The sequence below is a fragment of the Pseudomonas sp. 02C 26 genome (assembly GCF_002843585.1).
GTDB lineage: Bacteria > Pseudomonadota > Gammaproteobacteria > Pseudomonadales > Pseudomonadaceae > Aquipseudomonas > Aquipseudomonas shirazensis.
This window is the reverse complement of the sequence record NZ_CP025262.1, coordinates 4945660-4960217: the sequence shown is the minus strand read 5'-3', so window position 1 is coordinate 4960217 and position 14558 is coordinate 4945660. Positions and strand designations below refer to the sequence as shown.

14 protein-coding genes are annotated in these 14558 nt (G+C 62.7%); 10 read left to right on the top strand and 4 right to left on the bottom strand.

The annotated features are described in order from the left end of the window. Positions 1–63: 63 nt before the first annotated feature. Together epsC and betT are read left to right on the top strand one after the other, a co-directional pair. Positions 64–996 (top strand): serine O-acetyltransferase EpsC, encoded by a 933-nt coding sequence (epsC, locus tag CXQ80_RS22675; protein ID WP_101322569.1) that lies wholly within the window; start codon positions 64–66, stop codon positions 994–996. Positions 997–1203: 207 nt separating this feature from the next. Next, positions 1204–3207 (top strand): choline transporter BetT, encoded by a 2004-nt coding sequence (gene betT, locus CXQ80_RS22670; protein WP_101322568.1) that lies wholly within the window; start codon positions 1204–1206, stop codon positions 3205–3207. 36 nt (positions 3208–3243) lie between these two features. Here betT and tauD read toward each other — a convergent pair whose 3' ends face one another. Genes tauD through tauA form a run of 4 tightly spaced genes read right to left on the bottom strand, consistent with a single transcriptional unit; the run spans position 3244 to position 6731 of the window. Next, on the bottom strand, positions 3244–4077 hold the full coding sequence (tauD, locus tag CXQ80_RS22665; protein WP_101322567.1) for a taurine dioxygenase: 834 nt from the start codon (positions 4075–4077) through the stop codon (positions 3244–3246). Positions 4078–4124: 47 nt separating this feature from the next. Beyond that, positions 4125–4955, bottom strand: coding sequence for a taurine ABC transporter permease TauC (gene tauC, locus CXQ80_RS22660; protein WP_101322566.1), 831 nt, complete (start codon positions 4953–4955; stop codon positions 4125–4127). Next, a complete protein-coding gene (gene tauB, locus CXQ80_RS22655; RefSeq protein WP_101322565.1) occupies positions 4952–5746 on the bottom strand; it encodes a taurine ABC transporter ATP-binding subunit in 795 nt (264 codons plus the stop codon). The genes tauC and tauB overlap by 4 nt, the downstream gene beginning before the upstream one ends. Before the next feature lie 13 nt (positions 5747–5759). Continuing rightward, positions 5760–6731 carry a taurine ABC transporter substrate-binding protein gene (gene tauA, locus CXQ80_RS22650; protein WP_101322564.1) on the bottom strand — a complete coding sequence of 324 codons (972 nt, stop codon included), beginning with the start codon at positions 6729–6731 and terminating at the stop codon, positions 5760–5762. Between the two features lie 553 nt (positions 6732–7284). Between tauA and CXQ80_RS22645 the strand changes: the two genes are divergently transcribed. The 8 genes from CXQ80_RS22645 to CXQ80_RS22610 all read left to right on the top strand — a co-directional run bounded on the left by CXQ80_RS22645 (position 7285) and on the right by CXQ80_RS22610 (position 14502). After that, positions 7285–8631, top strand: a complete 1347-nt coding sequence (locus tag CXQ80_RS22645; RefSeq protein WP_101322563.1) for an OprD family porin — start codon at positions 7285–7287, stop codon at positions 8629–8631. Between the two features lie 158 nt (positions 8632–8789). Beyond that, positions 8790–9428 (top strand): peroxiredoxin, encoded by a 639-nt coding sequence (locus tag CXQ80_RS22640; RefSeq protein WP_101322562.1) that lies wholly within the window; start codon positions 8790–8792, stop codon positions 9426–9428. A gap of 361 nt (positions 9429–9789) precedes the next feature. Next, positions 9790–10383 (top strand): NADPH-dependent FMN reductase, encoded by a 594-nt coding sequence (gene ssuE, locus CXQ80_RS22635; protein ID WP_101322561.1) that lies wholly within the window; start codon positions 9790–9792, stop codon positions 10381–10383. Between the two features lie 81 nt (positions 10384–10464). After that, the gene (locus CXQ80_RS22630) at positions 10465–11430 is read left to right on the top strand and encodes a sulfonate ABC transporter substrate-binding protein (protein ID WP_101322560.1); all 966 of its coding nucleotides are present in this window, start codon (positions 10465–10467) and stop codon (positions 11428–11430) included. Between the two features lie 60 nt (positions 11431–11490). Next, entirely contained in the window at positions 11491–12639 is a 1149-nt protein-coding gene (ssuD, locus tag CXQ80_RS22625; protein ID WP_101322559.1) for an FMNH2-dependent alkanesulfonate monooxygenase, read from the top strand. Positions 12640–12649: 10 nt separating this feature from the next. Beyond that, complete coding sequence (ssuC, locus tag CXQ80_RS22620) at positions 12650–13447, top strand: aliphatic sulfonate ABC transporter permease SsuC (RefSeq protein ID WP_101322558.1); 798 nt, start codon at positions 12650–12652, stop codon at positions 13445–13447. Further along, positions 13444–14256, top strand: coding sequence for an aliphatic sulfonates ABC transporter ATP-binding protein (gene ssuB, locus CXQ80_RS22615; RefSeq protein ID WP_101322557.1), 813 nt, complete (start codon positions 13444–13446; stop codon positions 14254–14256). The genes ssuC and ssuB overlap by 4 nt, the downstream gene beginning before the upstream one ends. A gap of 30 nt (positions 14257–14286) precedes the next feature. Beyond that, positions 14287–14502 carry a molybdopterin-binding protein gene (locus CXQ80_RS22610; RefSeq protein WP_101322556.1) on the top strand — a complete coding sequence of 72 codons (216 nt, stop codon included), beginning with the start codon at positions 14287–14289 and terminating at the stop codon, positions 14500–14502. Positions 14503–14558 lie beyond the last annotated feature (56 nt).

The following is a 14558-nucleotide window of genomic DNA, read 5'->3' as shown; positions in this document are numbered from 1 at the left end:
GTTGTTTTTTCCAAGGGCTGGATTTGACGTAGAGTGGATCTATACGACAGTCAGGAGCACATCGTGAGCGAACAATCATCCCCCGGCAAATGGCAGTTGCAGTCGATCGTGACCGGCCTGCGCGGCGCCCGTGAGCAATGGCGCACGCAAAATGGCCGCAGCAGCGGCGAGAAGGGCGGCCGCGAGCTGCCGTCGCGTGAAGCAATGCAGCGCATTCTCGAGCAACTGTGTGGGGCTTTGTTCCCGATGCGCCTGGGCCCGGTCGACCTACGTGAAGAGAGCGAGGATTTCTACGTCGGCCACACCCTCGACACCGCCCTCACTGCACTGCTCGCGCAAGCACGGCTGGAGCTGCGCTACGCCGCACGCCAGAGCCAGACTGACCAGGCCAACGCCGACAGCGAGGCCTTGCGCCTGATCCAGGGCTTCGCTGCGGCCCTGCCAGAGATGCGCGTGCTGCTCGACACCGACGTGCTCGCCGCCTACCACGGCGACCCGGCCGCGCGCAGCGTGGATGAAGTGCTGCTGTGCTACCCAGGAATCCTGGCGATCATCCACCACCGCCTGGCTCACCACCTGTACCTGGCCGGCTTGCCATTGCTGGCGCGGATCAGCTCGGAGCTGGCGCATTCGGCCACCGGTATCGATATCCACCCCGGCGCACGGATTGGCCCGAGCTTCTTCATCGACCACGGTACCGGCGTGGTGATCGGCGAAACCGCGATCATCGGCGAGCGCGTGCGCATCTATCAGGCCGTGACCCTGGGCGCCAAACGCTTCACCGCCGACGAAACCGGCAGCCTGCACAAGGGCCAGCCGCGCCACCCGATCGTCGAAGACGATGTGGTGATCTATGCCGGCGCAACCATCCTCGGCCGGATCACCATCGGCAAGGGCTCGACCATCGGCGGCAACGTCTGGCTGACCCGCAGCGTGCCGGCCGACAGCAACATCACCCAGGCCAATCTGCAGCTCGACTGCCAGGCAAAAAAATAGCAAAAGCGCCGAGCAAAAGCCGTTGTCAGCTCCTCTATATACCTGCCCCGCTCAGCGGGGCAGGTCGCATCGAAGGCCGATCCATGTTTAACTTGAACGCTTGTTCAACATAAAAACGCTGGTCGCTGCCGGTGTTCAACAGGAGGATATGCCTTTGCTGAACCCGTTAAATCCTATGCCTGATTCCCACAGCGGGGTGCAGGTTGCATGAGTACTCCCATCCCTGAACTTGCTGACAGCAAGATGCGCATGAACGCCCCGGTGTTCTACTTCGCCGCCAGTTTTATCCTGCTCTTCGGGCTGGTGGTGATCGTCAACCCTGAGGCCTCCGGTGCCTGGTTGCTGGCCGCGCAAAACTGGGCTGCCAACACGGTGGGCTGGTACTACATGCTGGCCATGACCCTGTATCTGGTGTTCGTGGTGGTCACCGCCTTGTCGGGCTATGGCAAGATCAAACTCGGTGCCGATCATGACGAACCCGAGTTCAGTTACCTGTCCTGGGCCGGCATGCTGTTCGCCGCCGGTATCAGCATCACGCTGTTCTTCTTCTGCGTCTCCGAGCCGCTGACGCACATGCTGCAACCGCCCCAGGGCGAGGGCGGCACCGCCGAGGCCGGGCGCGAGGCGATGAAGCTGCTGTTTCTGCACTGGGGCCTGCATGGCTGGGGCGTGTTTGCCTTTGTCGGCATGGCGCTGGCCTACTTCGCCTACCGGCACAACCTGCCGCTGGCGCTGCGTTCGGCGCTGTACCCGCTGATCGGCAAGCGTATCAACGGCCCGATCGGTTACGCGGTGGATGGCTTCGGCATCATCGCCACTGTGTTCGGCCTGGGCGCTGACATGGGCTTTGGCGTGCTGCACCTCAACTCCGGCCTCGATTACCTGTTCGGCATCCCGCACAGCCAATGGGTACAGGTCGCGCTGATCACGCTGATGATGGGCGCCGCAGTCGCGGTAGCCGTGGCCGGGGTCGAGAAGGGCGTGCGGGTGATGTCCGACATCAACCTGTTCCTGGCCTGCGCCTTGCTGCTGTTCGTACTGTTTGCCGGCCCGACCCAGCACTTGTTCAATACCCTGATCCAGAACCTCGGTGACTACCTTGGCGCCTTGCCAGGCAAGAGCTTCGACGTCTATGCCTACGGCGAGAACCGCGACTGGTTGGGTGGCTGGACAGTGTTCTACTGGGCCTGGTGGATTGCCTGGGCGCCGTTCGTGGGCTTGTTCATCGCGCGGATTTCCCGTGGCCGGACCATTCGTGAATTCGTCTTCGGCGTGCTGTTGATCCCGCTTGGTTTCACCCTGGCGTGGATGTCGATCTTCGCCAACAGCGCGATGGACCAGGTGCTCAACCACGGCCTGGTCGCGCTCGGCCAGTCGGCGCTGGAAAACCCGTCGATGAGCCTGTACCTGCTGCTCGAAACCTATCCGTGGAGCAAGGCGGTGATCGCCGTGACGGTGTTCATCAGCTTCGTCTTCTTCGTCACCTCGGCCGACTCCGGCACCGTGGTGTTGTCGACCTTGTCGGCCAAGGGCGGCAGCCCTGACGAAGACGGCCCGAACTGGCTGAGGATCTTCTGGGGAGCGATGACTGCGTTGATCACCAGTGCCTTGCTGTTCGCTGGCAGCATCGATTCGCTGAAGTCGGCGGTGGTGCTGACCTCATTGCCGTTCTCGCTGATCCTGCTGTGCATGATGTGGGGCCTGCACAAGGCGTTCTACCTAGAGTCGCAGCGGCGGATTGCCCAGTTGCACTCACTGGCACCGGTCGCCCAGAGCCGCCGTGGTCGCGGCGGCTGGCGTCAGCGTTTGAGCCAGGCTGTGCACTTCCCATCGCGCGATGAGGTGTACCGCTTCATGGATGATGTGGTGCGCCCGGCGATCAATGAGGTGCGCGAGGTGTTCGAGCAGAAAGGCCTTGTGCTGATCACCCAGGACGACCCGAGCCACGACAACGTCAGCTTGAAAGTCGGCCATGGTGAAGAGCAGCCGTTCATCTACCAGGTGCAGATGCGCGGTTATTTCACGCCGTCCTTCGCCTTGGGTGGGTTGGGCGCGCAAGAGCTGAAAAACCGTCGCTATTACCGCGCCGAGGTGCATCTGTCAGAAGGTAGCCAGGATTACGATCTGGTCGGCTACAGCAAGGAGCAGATCATCAACGACATCCTCGACCAGTACGAACGGCACATGCAGTTCCTGCACATGGTCAGGTAGTTGCGTGAGGGGCTGCTGGGCAGCCCCTCGCCTGCGCTAGAACGGCGCGTCGCCAAGGATGGTGGCGCGGTGCATGACCCGCCGCTGCGGGCGGTAGTCATCGACGGCGTAATGCTGGGTGACGCGGTTGTCCCAAAAGGCCACGTCGTTTTCCTGCCAGCGCCAGCGGATGCTGTACTCCGGCCGCGTCGCATGGGCAAACAGCAGCTTGAGCAGGGCCTCGCTTTCCTGCTCGTTGAGCTCGTTGATGCGCGTGGTAAACCCTTCATTGACGAACAACGCCTTACGCCCGCTGACCGGATGCGTACGCACCACCGGGTGCGTCAGCGGCGGGTTGTTGCGCCGGGTCGCTTCCCAGCGGGCGAGGTCTTCGGCGGTGGTGCCGAAGCGCTCCAGCGGGAATGACTTGGTGAAGTCATGGGTGGCGGTGAGGCCGTCGAGCATCGTCCGCAGGGGCGCCGACAAGCCTTCGAATGCCGCTACGCCACTGGCCCACAAGGTATCGCCGCCGTAGGCCGGCAACTGCTTGGCACTCAGTACCGCGCCCAGCGCCGGGGTCGGTAGGAAGGTCACGTCGGTGTGCCACACGGCATTGTCGCGCACGTCGGTGACGGCGGTATCGAGGATCAGCACTTGTGGCGTTTGCGGCACATTGGGGTAGATCGGGTGGATATGCAGATCACCAAAACGTGCGGCGAAGCGGGCTTGCTGCTGCGGGTTGAGCGGCTGCTCGCGGAAGAACAGCACTTGATGCTTGAGCAGCGCCTGCTCGATGGCGTCGCGTTGTTCGGCTGTGATTTCACGGCTGATGTCGACGCCAGTGATCTGCGCGCCGAGGGCCGGGCTTAACGGAGTGATGGTCAGGCTCATGGCAGTCTCTTTGTCGGGCGCCGGAGTGCCGGCGTGGTCAGTCGTGGTCAGTGGGTCTGGCCGTGCCAAGGCACCAGCTTGCGTTGCAGGGTGCGCAGGCCCATTTCCAGGGCGAAGGCGATCAGGGCAATCAGCAGGATCCCCAGCACCACCACGTCAGTGACCAGAAACTGCGCCGCTGACTGGACCATGAAGCCGAGGCCGCTGGTGGCGGCGATCAATTCCGCTGCAACCAGGGTCGACCAGCCGACGCCCAGGCCGATACGCACGCCGGTGAGGATGTCGGGCAGGGCGCTGGGCAATACCACATGGCGAATCAGCTGGGCCTTGGTGGCGCCCAGCGACTGCGCGGCGCGCAATTTGGCCGGGTCGACGGTGCGCACGCCGGTGGCGGTGGCGATGGCAATCGGGGCGAAGATCGCCAGGTAGATCAGCAGGACCTTGGACAGCTCACCGATGCCGCACCAGATCACGATCAGCGGCAGGTAGGCCAGCGGCGGAATTGGCCGGTAGAACTCGATCAGTGGGTCGAAAATGCCCCGGGCAATGCGGTTTGAGCCGATGGCAATGCCGATCGGGATCGCCGTGAGGATGGCTGCGCCGAGCGCCAGGCCAATCCGCCCAAGGCTTGCGCCCAGGTGCTGCCACAGGCTGGCGTCCATGTAGCCCTGGGTCAGCAGCACCCAGGCTTTGCCGAGGATGTCTGCCGGGGGTGGCAGAAACAGCGGCTCGACCAGCTCGGCGGCGGTGACCGCCCACCACAGCAGTAACAGGCTGGCCAGGGTCAGGGCGCTGATCCAGCGGGTCGACAGTGGTTTGCGCGGCAGCGGTTTGAGGTTGGCCGGTTTGGCGGCCAGCGGCAGTTCGACAGTGCTCATGCTGAGTGCTCCCGGCGGGCGTCTTCGCGTTGCGAGAAGACTCTCGCCAGCACGTGTTCGCGGGTTTCGATAAAGCGCGGGTCGGACTTGATCGCCCGCGCCGATTCACCGGCGGCGTAGCGTTGGCCGAAGTCCAGTTGCAGCCGTTCGACGACACGCCCTGGGTTGGGCGCAAGCAGCACCAGTTCGCTGGCGAGAAACACCGCTTCTTCGATGTCATGGGTAATCAGGAATACTGGTTTGGCTGTGCGTTGCCACACCTGCAGCAACAACTCCTGCATCTGCTCGCGGGTAAACGCATCGAGGGCGCCGAACGGCTCGTCCATCAACAGCACACGCGGGTTGGCGGCCAGGGCGCGGGCCAGGCCGACGCGCTGCTTCTGGCCGCCCGAAAGCTGCCAGATGCGCCGCTCGGCGAAACCTGCGAGGTCGACCAGTGCGAGCATTTCGCGCGCTTTGGCTTCGCGCTCGGCACGGCTTACGCCGGCCAGCTCCAGGCCGAAGGCGACGTTACCGAGCACGTTTTGCCAGGGCAGCAGGGCGTCGTCCTGAAACACCACGCCGCGCTCGGCACTCGGGCCTTGCACCGGCACGCCGTCGAGGCTGATACGGCCAGCACTGGGAGGCACGAAGCCGGCGATCAGGTTGAGCAGCGAGGTCTTGCCGCTGCCCGATGGCCCAAGGGCCACCAGCAGCTGGCGCGGGCCCAGGCTCAGGTTGATATCGGCCAGCACCGGGGTGTCGGCACCGGGGTACTGTGCGCTGATGCGCTCCAGCTCGAGCAAGGCCATGACGGGCTCCGGATCAGTTGGGCAGGTATTTGGCGGTGACGTATGGGGCGTAGTCAGGCAGCACGGCGTCGACCTTGCCTTGCTCCTTGAGGAAGGCTGCGGTGTTGCTCAGGGCCTGGGTGGTCGGCGCGCCGAGAGCGCTGGCCTGGTCGGCGGCCAGCGGGTAGACGTTGCCTTGCAGCAGCACCGGGATATCGCTGCTCTTGGCGCCCGAGAGCTTGGCCAGTTTGGCGACGTTGTCCGGGTTGGCCAGCCAGGCTGCCGGGTCCTTGCGGTAGTCGGCGTAGGCATCCAGGGTGACCTTGGCGAAGGCCTTGACTACGTCCGGGTGCTTGGCGGCAAAGTCTTTGCGTACGATCCAGGCGTCGAAGGTCGGTGCGCCTTTTTGTGCCAGCTCACCGGAGGTGATCAGCACCTTGCCGTTCTCCTTGGCGACGCCCAGCGCTGGGTCCCAGACATAGGTCGCGTCGATATCGCCACGCTTCCAGGCGGCGATGATGGCCGGCGGGGCGAGGTTGAGGATCTGCACCTTGGACGCATCGATGTTCCACGCTTTGAGCGCAGCGAGCAGGCTGTAGTGGCCGGTCGAAACGAACGGTACGGCGACCTTTTTGCCGATCAGGTCCTGCGGGGTCTTGATGCTGTCGCGGGCAACCAGCGCTTCACCGGCGCCGATCTGGGTGGCGATCAAAAAGGTTTCGACCGGCAGCTTGCGGGTCGCGGCTGCGGCCAGCGGGCTGGAGCCGAGGTAGCCGATCTGTGCATCGCCCGAGGCCACGGCCGTGATCACGTCGGCGCCGTTATCGAATTTGCGCCAGTCGATATCGGCCTTGCTGGCTTTTTCGTAGGCGCCATCGACTTGGGCAACCTTGGCTGGGTCGACGGTGGTCTGGTAGGCCACGGTAAGGTCAGCGGCCTGGGCCAACCAGCTGCTGCTGGCGAGGGTCAGGGCGGCGAACAGGCGCAGCGGAGCGTGCGGGATCATGGGTTTGCCTCTCGTCAGCAATCTGGGTAGTTGATGGCGAGAGACTAAATGATCTAAGAATCTTCAAATAAATAACTTTTTGGTATTAGCTTAGGTGCCTTTTGGGGGCGCTGCGCGCCCCTTTCGCGACACAAGGCCGCTCCTACAGGGACCGCGTTGCCTGCACGTTGCGCGGTCGGCGTAGGAGCGGGCTGGCGTAATGACCGTTCGCTGCTACGCTCCCCCGGCCTAGAGCAAAAGGAAATAAGGTTATGAGCAAACGTTTGCAAATAACCTAAAGCTCTTAAGGGGCCCTGCCGATACCGCAAATGGTAGTAAAGGTTCCTATGATATGCCGCAATAGTCTTAGCAATTCATAAAACAGTCATTTTGGATTTATAGGATTGTCATTATCCTGTAGCCCAGGGTGGTGGCTTAGACCTTAGTCGTGAAACGTTCGGAAATGATTGACTGGACGGTCACGCTCTGCGACTAAATCGCCAGTCCATGGTGAGTGAGGCAATAGACCTCGCCGCCACTGATATACAAAAATTAGAACGTAGAGGAGCAAAACATGTACAAGTCAAGCCTGGCTCTGGCCGTGGCACTGGGGGTTCTCGCCCAACAAGCAGGTGCTGCTGGCTTCGTCGAAGACAGCAAGCTGTCCGTCAGCTCGCGTACCATGTACTTCAACAACGACAACCGTGAAGCCGGCGGCAACAAGCCACGTCCTGACAACCGCGAGTCGGGTCAGGGCTTCAAGCTTGACTTCATTTCCGGCTTCACCGAAGGCACCGTTGGTTTTGGTGTAGATGCTCAGGCGCTGTGGGGCATCCACCTTGACGGCGGCAAGGGCTACCACCCTGATGGCAGCAGCTTCTTCCCAAGCGACTCCGACGGTTCGTCCGAGAAGCAATGGGCACGCTTTGGCGCCAACGCCAAGGCTCGTTTCTCCAAGACCGAAGCTCACTTCGGTAGCGCGCTGTCGCCAGCCTTGCCGATCCTGGTTGCCAACGATGGCCGTCTGCTGCCGCAGACCTTCGAAGGTGCCACCATTTCCTCCAAGGAAATCGACAACCTGACCATCAACGCCGGTCAGATGACTCACGCCATGGGCCGTGCGTCCAGCAACCGGACTGGTCTGTCGGTCAACGGTGCTACCGCTGACAGCAACAAGTTCCGCTACGGTGGTCTGGACTACAAGCTCACCCCAGACCTGACCCTGCAGTACTACTACTCGAACCTGGAAGACTTCTACAAGCAGCACTTCCTGGGCGCGACTCACGTCTTCAAGATCGCTGACGACCAGTCGTTCAAAACCGACCTGCGCTACTTCGACAGCAGCAGCGACGGTAAAAACGGCAACGGCGGTGGTTACAACTTCAACAACAACGGTGGCTACGCCAAGAACCTGGGCGAGGTCGACAACAAGACCTGGTCTGCCATGTTCACCTACACCCTGGGTGGTCATGCCTTCTTGCTCGGTCACCAGCGCGTCAGCGATGACGGCGGTTTCGTCTGGTTGAACCAGGGTTCGGTACGTGATGGCAATGGCCGTCCGGAAGGCGCAGGCGGCGCGAGCTTCTACCTGTTCACCGACAGCATGATCAACCAGTTTGCCAAGGCCGGTGAAAACACCACCTTCGGTCAGTACTCCTACGACTTCGCTCGCCTTGGCGTGCCGGGTCTGAAGGCGTCGGTTTCGTACCTGCGCGGTGAAGATGGCCGCAATGCCAACGGCAACGGCACCTTCTCCGAGTGGGAACGCGATGCCCGGATTGACTACGTGATCCAGCAAGGTACCCTGAAAGGCCTGGGCGCTACCCTGCGCCATGGTATGTACCGCGGCACCGGCACCAGCTCGCTGGCTGACCAGGACCAGACCCGCTTCATCGTCAACTACACTTACGCTTTCAAGTAAGTCGTAGCTGCACGCCAAAAAGCCTCGCCTAGTGCGAGGCTTTTTTATGCCTGCAATTTGTAATGCATTCTGGTTATAAATAAATCGATATTTATTCTTTTTAATCTCTTTCGATTGCAGGCACATTGGACCCATAACGCAGACACAGGAGCCGCACCATGAGCCTCAAACTCGGCGACATCGCCCCCGATTTCGAACAGGATTCCAGCGAAGGCAAGATTCGCTTCCACGAGTGGTTGGGCAATAGCTGGGGCGTGCTGTTCTCGCACCCTGCCGACTTCACCCCGGTGTGCACCACCGAACTGGGCCTGACCGCCAAGCTCAAGGACGACTTCGCCAAGCGCGGGGTCAAGGCCATCGCGCTGTCGGTCGACCCGGTCGATTCGCACCACAAGTGGATCGATGACATCAATGAAACCCAGAACACCGTGGTCAACTTCCCGATCATTGCCGATGCCGATCGCAAGGTCTCCGACCTGTACGACCTGATCCACCCCAACGCCAACGACACCCTCACCGTGCGCTCGCTGTTCGTCATTGACCCGAACAAGAAGGTGCGCCTGACCATTACCTATCCGGCCAGCACCGGGCGCAACTTCAATGAAATCCTGCGGGTGATCGACTCGCTGCAGCTGACCGACAACTACAAGGTCGCCACGCCAGGCAACTGGCAGGACGGCGACGAGGTAGTGATCGTGCCCTCGCTCAAGGATGAAGCCGAGATCAAGGAACGCTTCCCCAAAGGCTACCGCGCCGTGAAGCCCTACCTGCGCCTGACACCGCAGCCCAACCGCTGAATACAGAATCCTCGTTGCACATGCTCTTAGCCAAGCAGGGATATTCGGGCCGCTCACGCGGCCCTTTTTTATTCGCCCCCCCCACGGCCCCTGTAGGAGCGGCCTTGTGTCGCGAAAGGGCTGCGTAGCGGCCCCAGCAATCTGTGCTGCTGCATAAATCTTGGGGCCGCTACGCGACCCTTTCGCGACACAAGGCCGCTCCTACAGAGGATTGTGCAAGGCTTGGCTTTATATGCATTAAAAGAATAAACAAATGAAAAAATATGATTTATAGATATATACGAACTGCTGTTAAGGTCACTTACATCAAGCGGGAGCACTACTGAACAGGCCCCGCCACGAATCGAAGGAAGCGTTGCTCATGTTGGTTGTCTCGGTAGGTGGTAGCCCAAGTACCCGTTCCCGCTCCGGCGTGTTGCTGGAGCGTTCACGCCAGTGGCTGCAAGAGCGTGGGGTCGAGGTCGTGACCTTTCAGGTCCGCGAGTTTGCCGCCGAAGACCTCCTCCATGCGCGCTTCGACAGCCCGCAGGTGCAGCACTTTCAGCAGCTGGTAGCGCAGGCCGATGGCCTTATCGTCGCCACCCCGGTGTACAAGGCGTCGTTTGCCGGCGCCCTGAAAACCCTGCTCGATCTGCTGCCCGAGCGCGCTCTGGAACACAAGGTGGTGCTGCCAATCGCAACCGGCGGCAGCATCGCCCACATGCTGGCGGTGGACTACGCCCTCAAGCCCGTGCTGTCGGCACTCAAGGCGCAAGAGACCCTGCAGGGGATCTTCGCCGACGACAGCCAGATCGCCTATGGCGAAGGTAGCGCCCCGGCGCAGCTCGCGGCCAGCCTCGAAGCGCGCCTGCTGGACTCGCTCGACACGTTTCACAGCGCCTTGGTTCGCCGGCCACAACCGGTCGCCCCAGGCGTGCTCAATGAACGCTTGATCAGTGCTCGCTGGAGCATCTGAAGCCACACGTTTTTCCACCTTACTCGCCCGTCAACGAGGCAAGCAGGTGCAACCCGAACCCTATACGTCTTGGAGAGCGCCATGCGCACAGTCTTCTTGCGTCGCGGTCTGGTCGCCCTGTTTGCGGCGGCTGTATCCTTCGGCGCCATTACTCAAGCCCAGGCCGAGAGCCTGCGCATCGGTTATCAGAAATACGGCACGCTGGTGCTGCTCAAGGCCAAGGGCACGTTGGAAAAGCGCCTGGCCGAGCAAGGCATTCAGGTGCAGTGGACCGAATTCCCCGGCGGCCCGCAGCTGCTTGAAGGGCTCAACGTCGGCTCGATCGACTTTGGCGTCACTGGCGAAACGCCGCCGGTGTTTGCCCAGGCCGCCGGCGCCGATCTGCTCTACGTCGCCTACGAGCCGCCAGCGCCGCACAGCGAAGCGATCCTGGTGCCGAAGGGCTCCACGGTGCAGTCGGTAAAAGACCTCAAGGGCAAGAAAGTCGCCCTCAACAAAGGCTCCAACGTGCACTACCTGCTGGTGCGTGCGCTGGAAGATGCCGGCCTCAAGTACAGCGATATCCAACCGGTTTACCTGCCGCCCTCAGATGCCCGCGCCGCGTTCGAGCGTGGCAGCGTCGACGCCTGGGTGATCTGGGACCCGTACCAGGCCGCCGCCGAAAAGCAGCTGCAGGCGCGTACCCTGCGTGACGGCCAGGGCCTGGTCGACAACCACCAGTTCTACCTGGCGACTCGCGACTATGCGACCCAGCACCCGGCGGTGATCAACACCTTGATCGAAGAAGTCCGCGCGGTTGGCCAGTGGTCCCAGGCCAATCCGCAGGAGGTCACCGATCAGGTCGCACCGCTGCTGGGCCTGCCGGCCGACATCACCCTGACCTCGGTCAAACGTCAGGGCTACGGCGCAGCGCCGCTGACCCCCGAAGTGGTCGCGGCACAACAGAAAATTGCCGACACCTTCCAGGCGCTCAAGCTGATCCCCAAGCCGCTGAGCATCAAGGACGTGATCTGGACACCCCCGGCCAAGGTCGCAACTGCGCCTTGATTGATCTGCCTGCGCCGGGGCGCCGCTCCGGCTTGAGCCACCCTTGAGGAGACAACTCCAGTGAGCCTTAATATTTTCTGGTTCCTTCCAACCCACGGTGACGGCAAGTACCTGGGTACTTCCGATGGCGCCCGTGCGGTCGACCACGGTTACCTGCAACAGATTGCCCAGGCGGCGGACCGCCTTGGTTTCGGCGGCGTGCTGATCCCGACCGGACGCTCCTGCGAAGACTCTTGGCTGGTGGCCGCGTCGCTGATCCCGGTCACGCAGAACCTGAAGTTTCTGGTCGCGCTGCGTCCCGGCATCATTTCGCCGACCGTGGCGGCGCGCCAGGCAGCCACGCTGGATCGGCTGTCCAATGGCCGGGCGCTGTTCAACCTGGTCACTGGCGGTGATCCGGACGAGCTGGCCGGCGATGGCCTGCACCTCAACCACCAGGAGCGTTACGAAGCCTCGGTCGAGTTCACCCGTATCTGGCGCAAAGTGCTCGAAGGCGAAAACGTCGACTACGAAGGCAAACACATTCAGGTCAAGGGCGCCAAGCTGCTCTACCCACCGATCCAGCAACCACGTCCGCCGCTGTACTTCGGCGGCTCTTCGGAGGCCGCGCAGGACCTGGCTGCCGAGCAGGTCGAGCTGTACCTGACCTGGGGCGAACCGCCTGCAGCAGTGGCCGAGAAGATCGCCCAGGTGCGCGAGAAGGCCGCCGCGCAAGGCCGCGAAGTGCGCTTCGGCATCCGCCTGCATGTGATCGTGCGGGAAACCAACGAAGAAGCCTGGGCCGCCGCCGACAAGCTGATCTCGCACCTGGACGACGCCACCATTGCCCGTGCCCAGGCCTCGCTGGCGCGCTTCGACTCGGTTGGCCAGCAACGCATGGCCGCTCTGCACGGCGGCAGCCGCGACAACCTTGAAGTCAGCCCCAACCTGTGGGCCGGGGTTGGCCTGGTGCGCGGCGGTGCTGGCACCGCGCTGGTCGGCGATGGCCCGACCGTGGCAGCGCGGGTCAAGGAATACGCAGCGCTGGGCATCGACACCTTCATCTTCTCTGGCTACCCGCACCTGGAAGAGTCATACCGCGTGGCCGAGCTGCTGTTCCCGCACCTGGATGTACAGCGCCCGGAGCAACCGAAAGCGGGTGGCTACGTCAGCCCGTTTGGCGAGATGGTCGCCAACGACATCCTGCCCAAGTCCGTGTCGCAGAGCTGAGGACCGGACCATGAGTCGTGCAACCTCATCCACCCTGGCTCAGCGCCTGGCCCCTTGGGCACTGCCGGTACTGCTGCTGGCGATCTGGCAACTGGCGGTCAGCGCTGGCTGGCTGTCGACGCGCATCCTGCCCGCCCCCAGCGCAGTGGTCAGCGCTGGTGTCGAGCTGGTACGCAGCGGCGAGATCTGGACTCACCTGGCCATCAGCGGCTGGCGTGCGGGGCTGGGTTTTGCCATCGGCGGCAGCATCGGCCTGGTGCTGGGCTTTATCACCGGCCTGTCGAACTGGGGTGAACGCCTGCTCGACAGCTCGGTGCAGATGATTCGTAACGTGCCGCACCTGGCGCTGATCCCACTGGTGATCCTGTGGTTCGGTATCGATGAGTCGGCGAAGATCTTTCTGGTCGCGCTGGGCACGCTGTTCCCGATCTACCTGAACACCTACCACGGTATCCGCAACGTTGACCCGGCCCTGGTGGAAATGGCCCGCAGCTACGGCCTGTCCGGCTTCAGCCTGTTCCGCCAGGTGATCCTGCCGGGTGCGCTGCCATCGATTCTGGTCGGTGTGCGCTTTGCTCTGGGCTTCATGTGGCTGACCTTGATCGTCGCCGAAACCATCTCGGCCAACGCCGGTATCGGTTACCTGGCGATGAACGCCCGGGAGTTTCTGCAGACCGACGTGGTGGTGCTGGCAATCGTGCTCTACGCCGTGCTCGGCAAGCTGGCTGACCTCGCCGCCCGCGGCCTGGAACGCGCCTGGCTGCGCTGGCACCCGGCCTATCAAGTGGCCAAGAAGGAGGGCGCATGACCGTGCTCAAGGAACAACCGCCGCGCTTGCTGCGTGGCATCCCGCTGGCCACCCAGGGTGTGCGCAAGAACTTTGGCCAGCGCGAAGTGCTGCGCGGCATTGATCTGCATATTCCGGCCGGGCAGTTCGTCGCCATCGTGGGCCGCAGTGGCTGCGGCAAGAGCACCTTGCTGCGCTTGCTGGCGGGCCTCGACCAGCCCACCGGCGGCCAGTTGCTGGCCGGCGCTGCGCCGCTGGCCGAGGCCCGCGAAGAAACCCGCTTGATGTTCCAGGACGCGCGCCTGCTGCCGTGGAAAAAGGTCATCGACAACGTCGGCCTCGGCCTCAAGGGCGACTGGCGGCAAAAGGCGCTGGACGCACTGGAAGCCGTTGGCCTGGCCGACCGCGCCAATGAGTGGCCAGCGGCGTTATCTGGCGGGCAGAAGCAGCGTGTGGCCCTGGCCCGCGCACTGATTCACCAGCCACGCCTGCTGCTGCTCGACGAGCCACTTGGCGCGCTGGATGCGCTGACCCGGATCGAGATGCAGCAACTGATCGAACGCCTGTGGCGCCAGCATGGCTTCACCGTGCTGCTGGTCACCCATGACGTCAGTGAGGCGGTTGCCGTGGCCGACCGGGTGATCCTGATCGAAGACGGTGCGGTCGGCCTCGACCTCAACGTCGAGCTGGCGCGGCCCCGGGTGCGCGGCTCGCACCGTCTGGCCGCACTGGAAAGCGAAGTTCTCAACCGAGTTTTGTCTGTACCGGGCGCTGCGCCCGAGCCGGACCCTGTAGCACCTTTGCCCACGCAGTTGCGTTGGGCTCACTGAACCCTGAAACCAGCACAAAGGAATCACACCATGACTATCAAAGCGATCAACGTCCGCAACCAGTTCAAAGGCACTGTGAAAGAAATCCTCGAAGGCCCGGTATTGTCGGAAATCGACGTGCAGACCGCCTCCGGTGTGGTCACCTCGGTGATCACCACGCGTTCGGTAAAAGAGTTGGAATTGCAGGTGGGCAGTGAAGTGATTGCCTTCGTCAAATCGACCGAAGTCTCTATCGCCAAGCTGTGATGGCGTTTGGTGTGTCGGGGCCGTTTTGCGGCCCTTCGCGGGCAAGCCCGCTCCCA

Excerpts from the sequence above, each read along its gene's own strand:
- betT (WP_101322568.1), top strand. The coding sequence starts at position 1,204 with ATGAGTACTCCCATCCCTGAACTTGCTGACAGCAAGATGCGCATGAAC.
- tauD (WP_101322567.1), bottom strand. The coding sequence starts at position 4,077 with ATGAGCCTGACCATCACTCCGTTAAGCCCGGCCCTCGGCGCGCAGATC.
- tauC (WP_101322566.1), bottom strand. The coding sequence starts at position 4,955 with ATGAGCACTGTCGAACTGCCGCTGGCCGCCAAACCGGCCAACCTCAAA.
- tauB (WP_101322565.1), bottom strand. The coding sequence starts at position 5,746 with ATGGCCTTGCTCGAGCTGGAGCGCATCAGCGCACAGTACCCCGGTGCC.
- tauA (WP_101322564.1), bottom strand. The coding sequence starts at position 6,731 with ATGATCCCGCACGCTCCGCTGCGCCTGTTCGCCGCCCTGACCCTCGCC.
- CXQ80_RS22645 (WP_101322563.1), top strand. The coding sequence starts at position 7,285 with ATGTACAAGTCAAGCCTGGCTCTGGCCGTGGCACTGGGGGTTCTCGCC.
- CXQ80_RS22640 (WP_101322562.1), top strand. The coding sequence starts at position 8,790 with ATGAGCCTCAAACTCGGCGACATCGCCCCCGATTTCGAACAGGATTCC.
- ssuE (WP_101322561.1), top strand. The coding sequence starts at position 9,790 with ATGTTGGTTGTCTCGGTAGGTGGTAGCCCAAGTACCCGTTCCCGCTCC.
- CXQ80_RS22630 (WP_101322560.1), top strand. The coding sequence starts at position 10,465 with ATGCGCACAGTCTTCTTGCGTCGCGGTCTGGTCGCCCTGTTTGCGGCG.
- ssuC (WP_101322558.1), top strand. The coding sequence starts at position 12,650 with ATGAGTCGTGCAACCTCATCCACCCTGGCTCAGCGCCTGGCCCCTTGG.
- ssuB (WP_101322557.1), top strand. The coding sequence starts at position 13,444 with ATGACCGTGCTCAAGGAACAACCGCCGCGCTTGCTGCGTGGCATCCCG.
- CXQ80_RS22610 (WP_101322556.1), top strand. The coding sequence starts at position 14,287 with ATGACTATCAAAGCGATCAACGTCCGCAACCAGTTCAAAGGCACTGTG.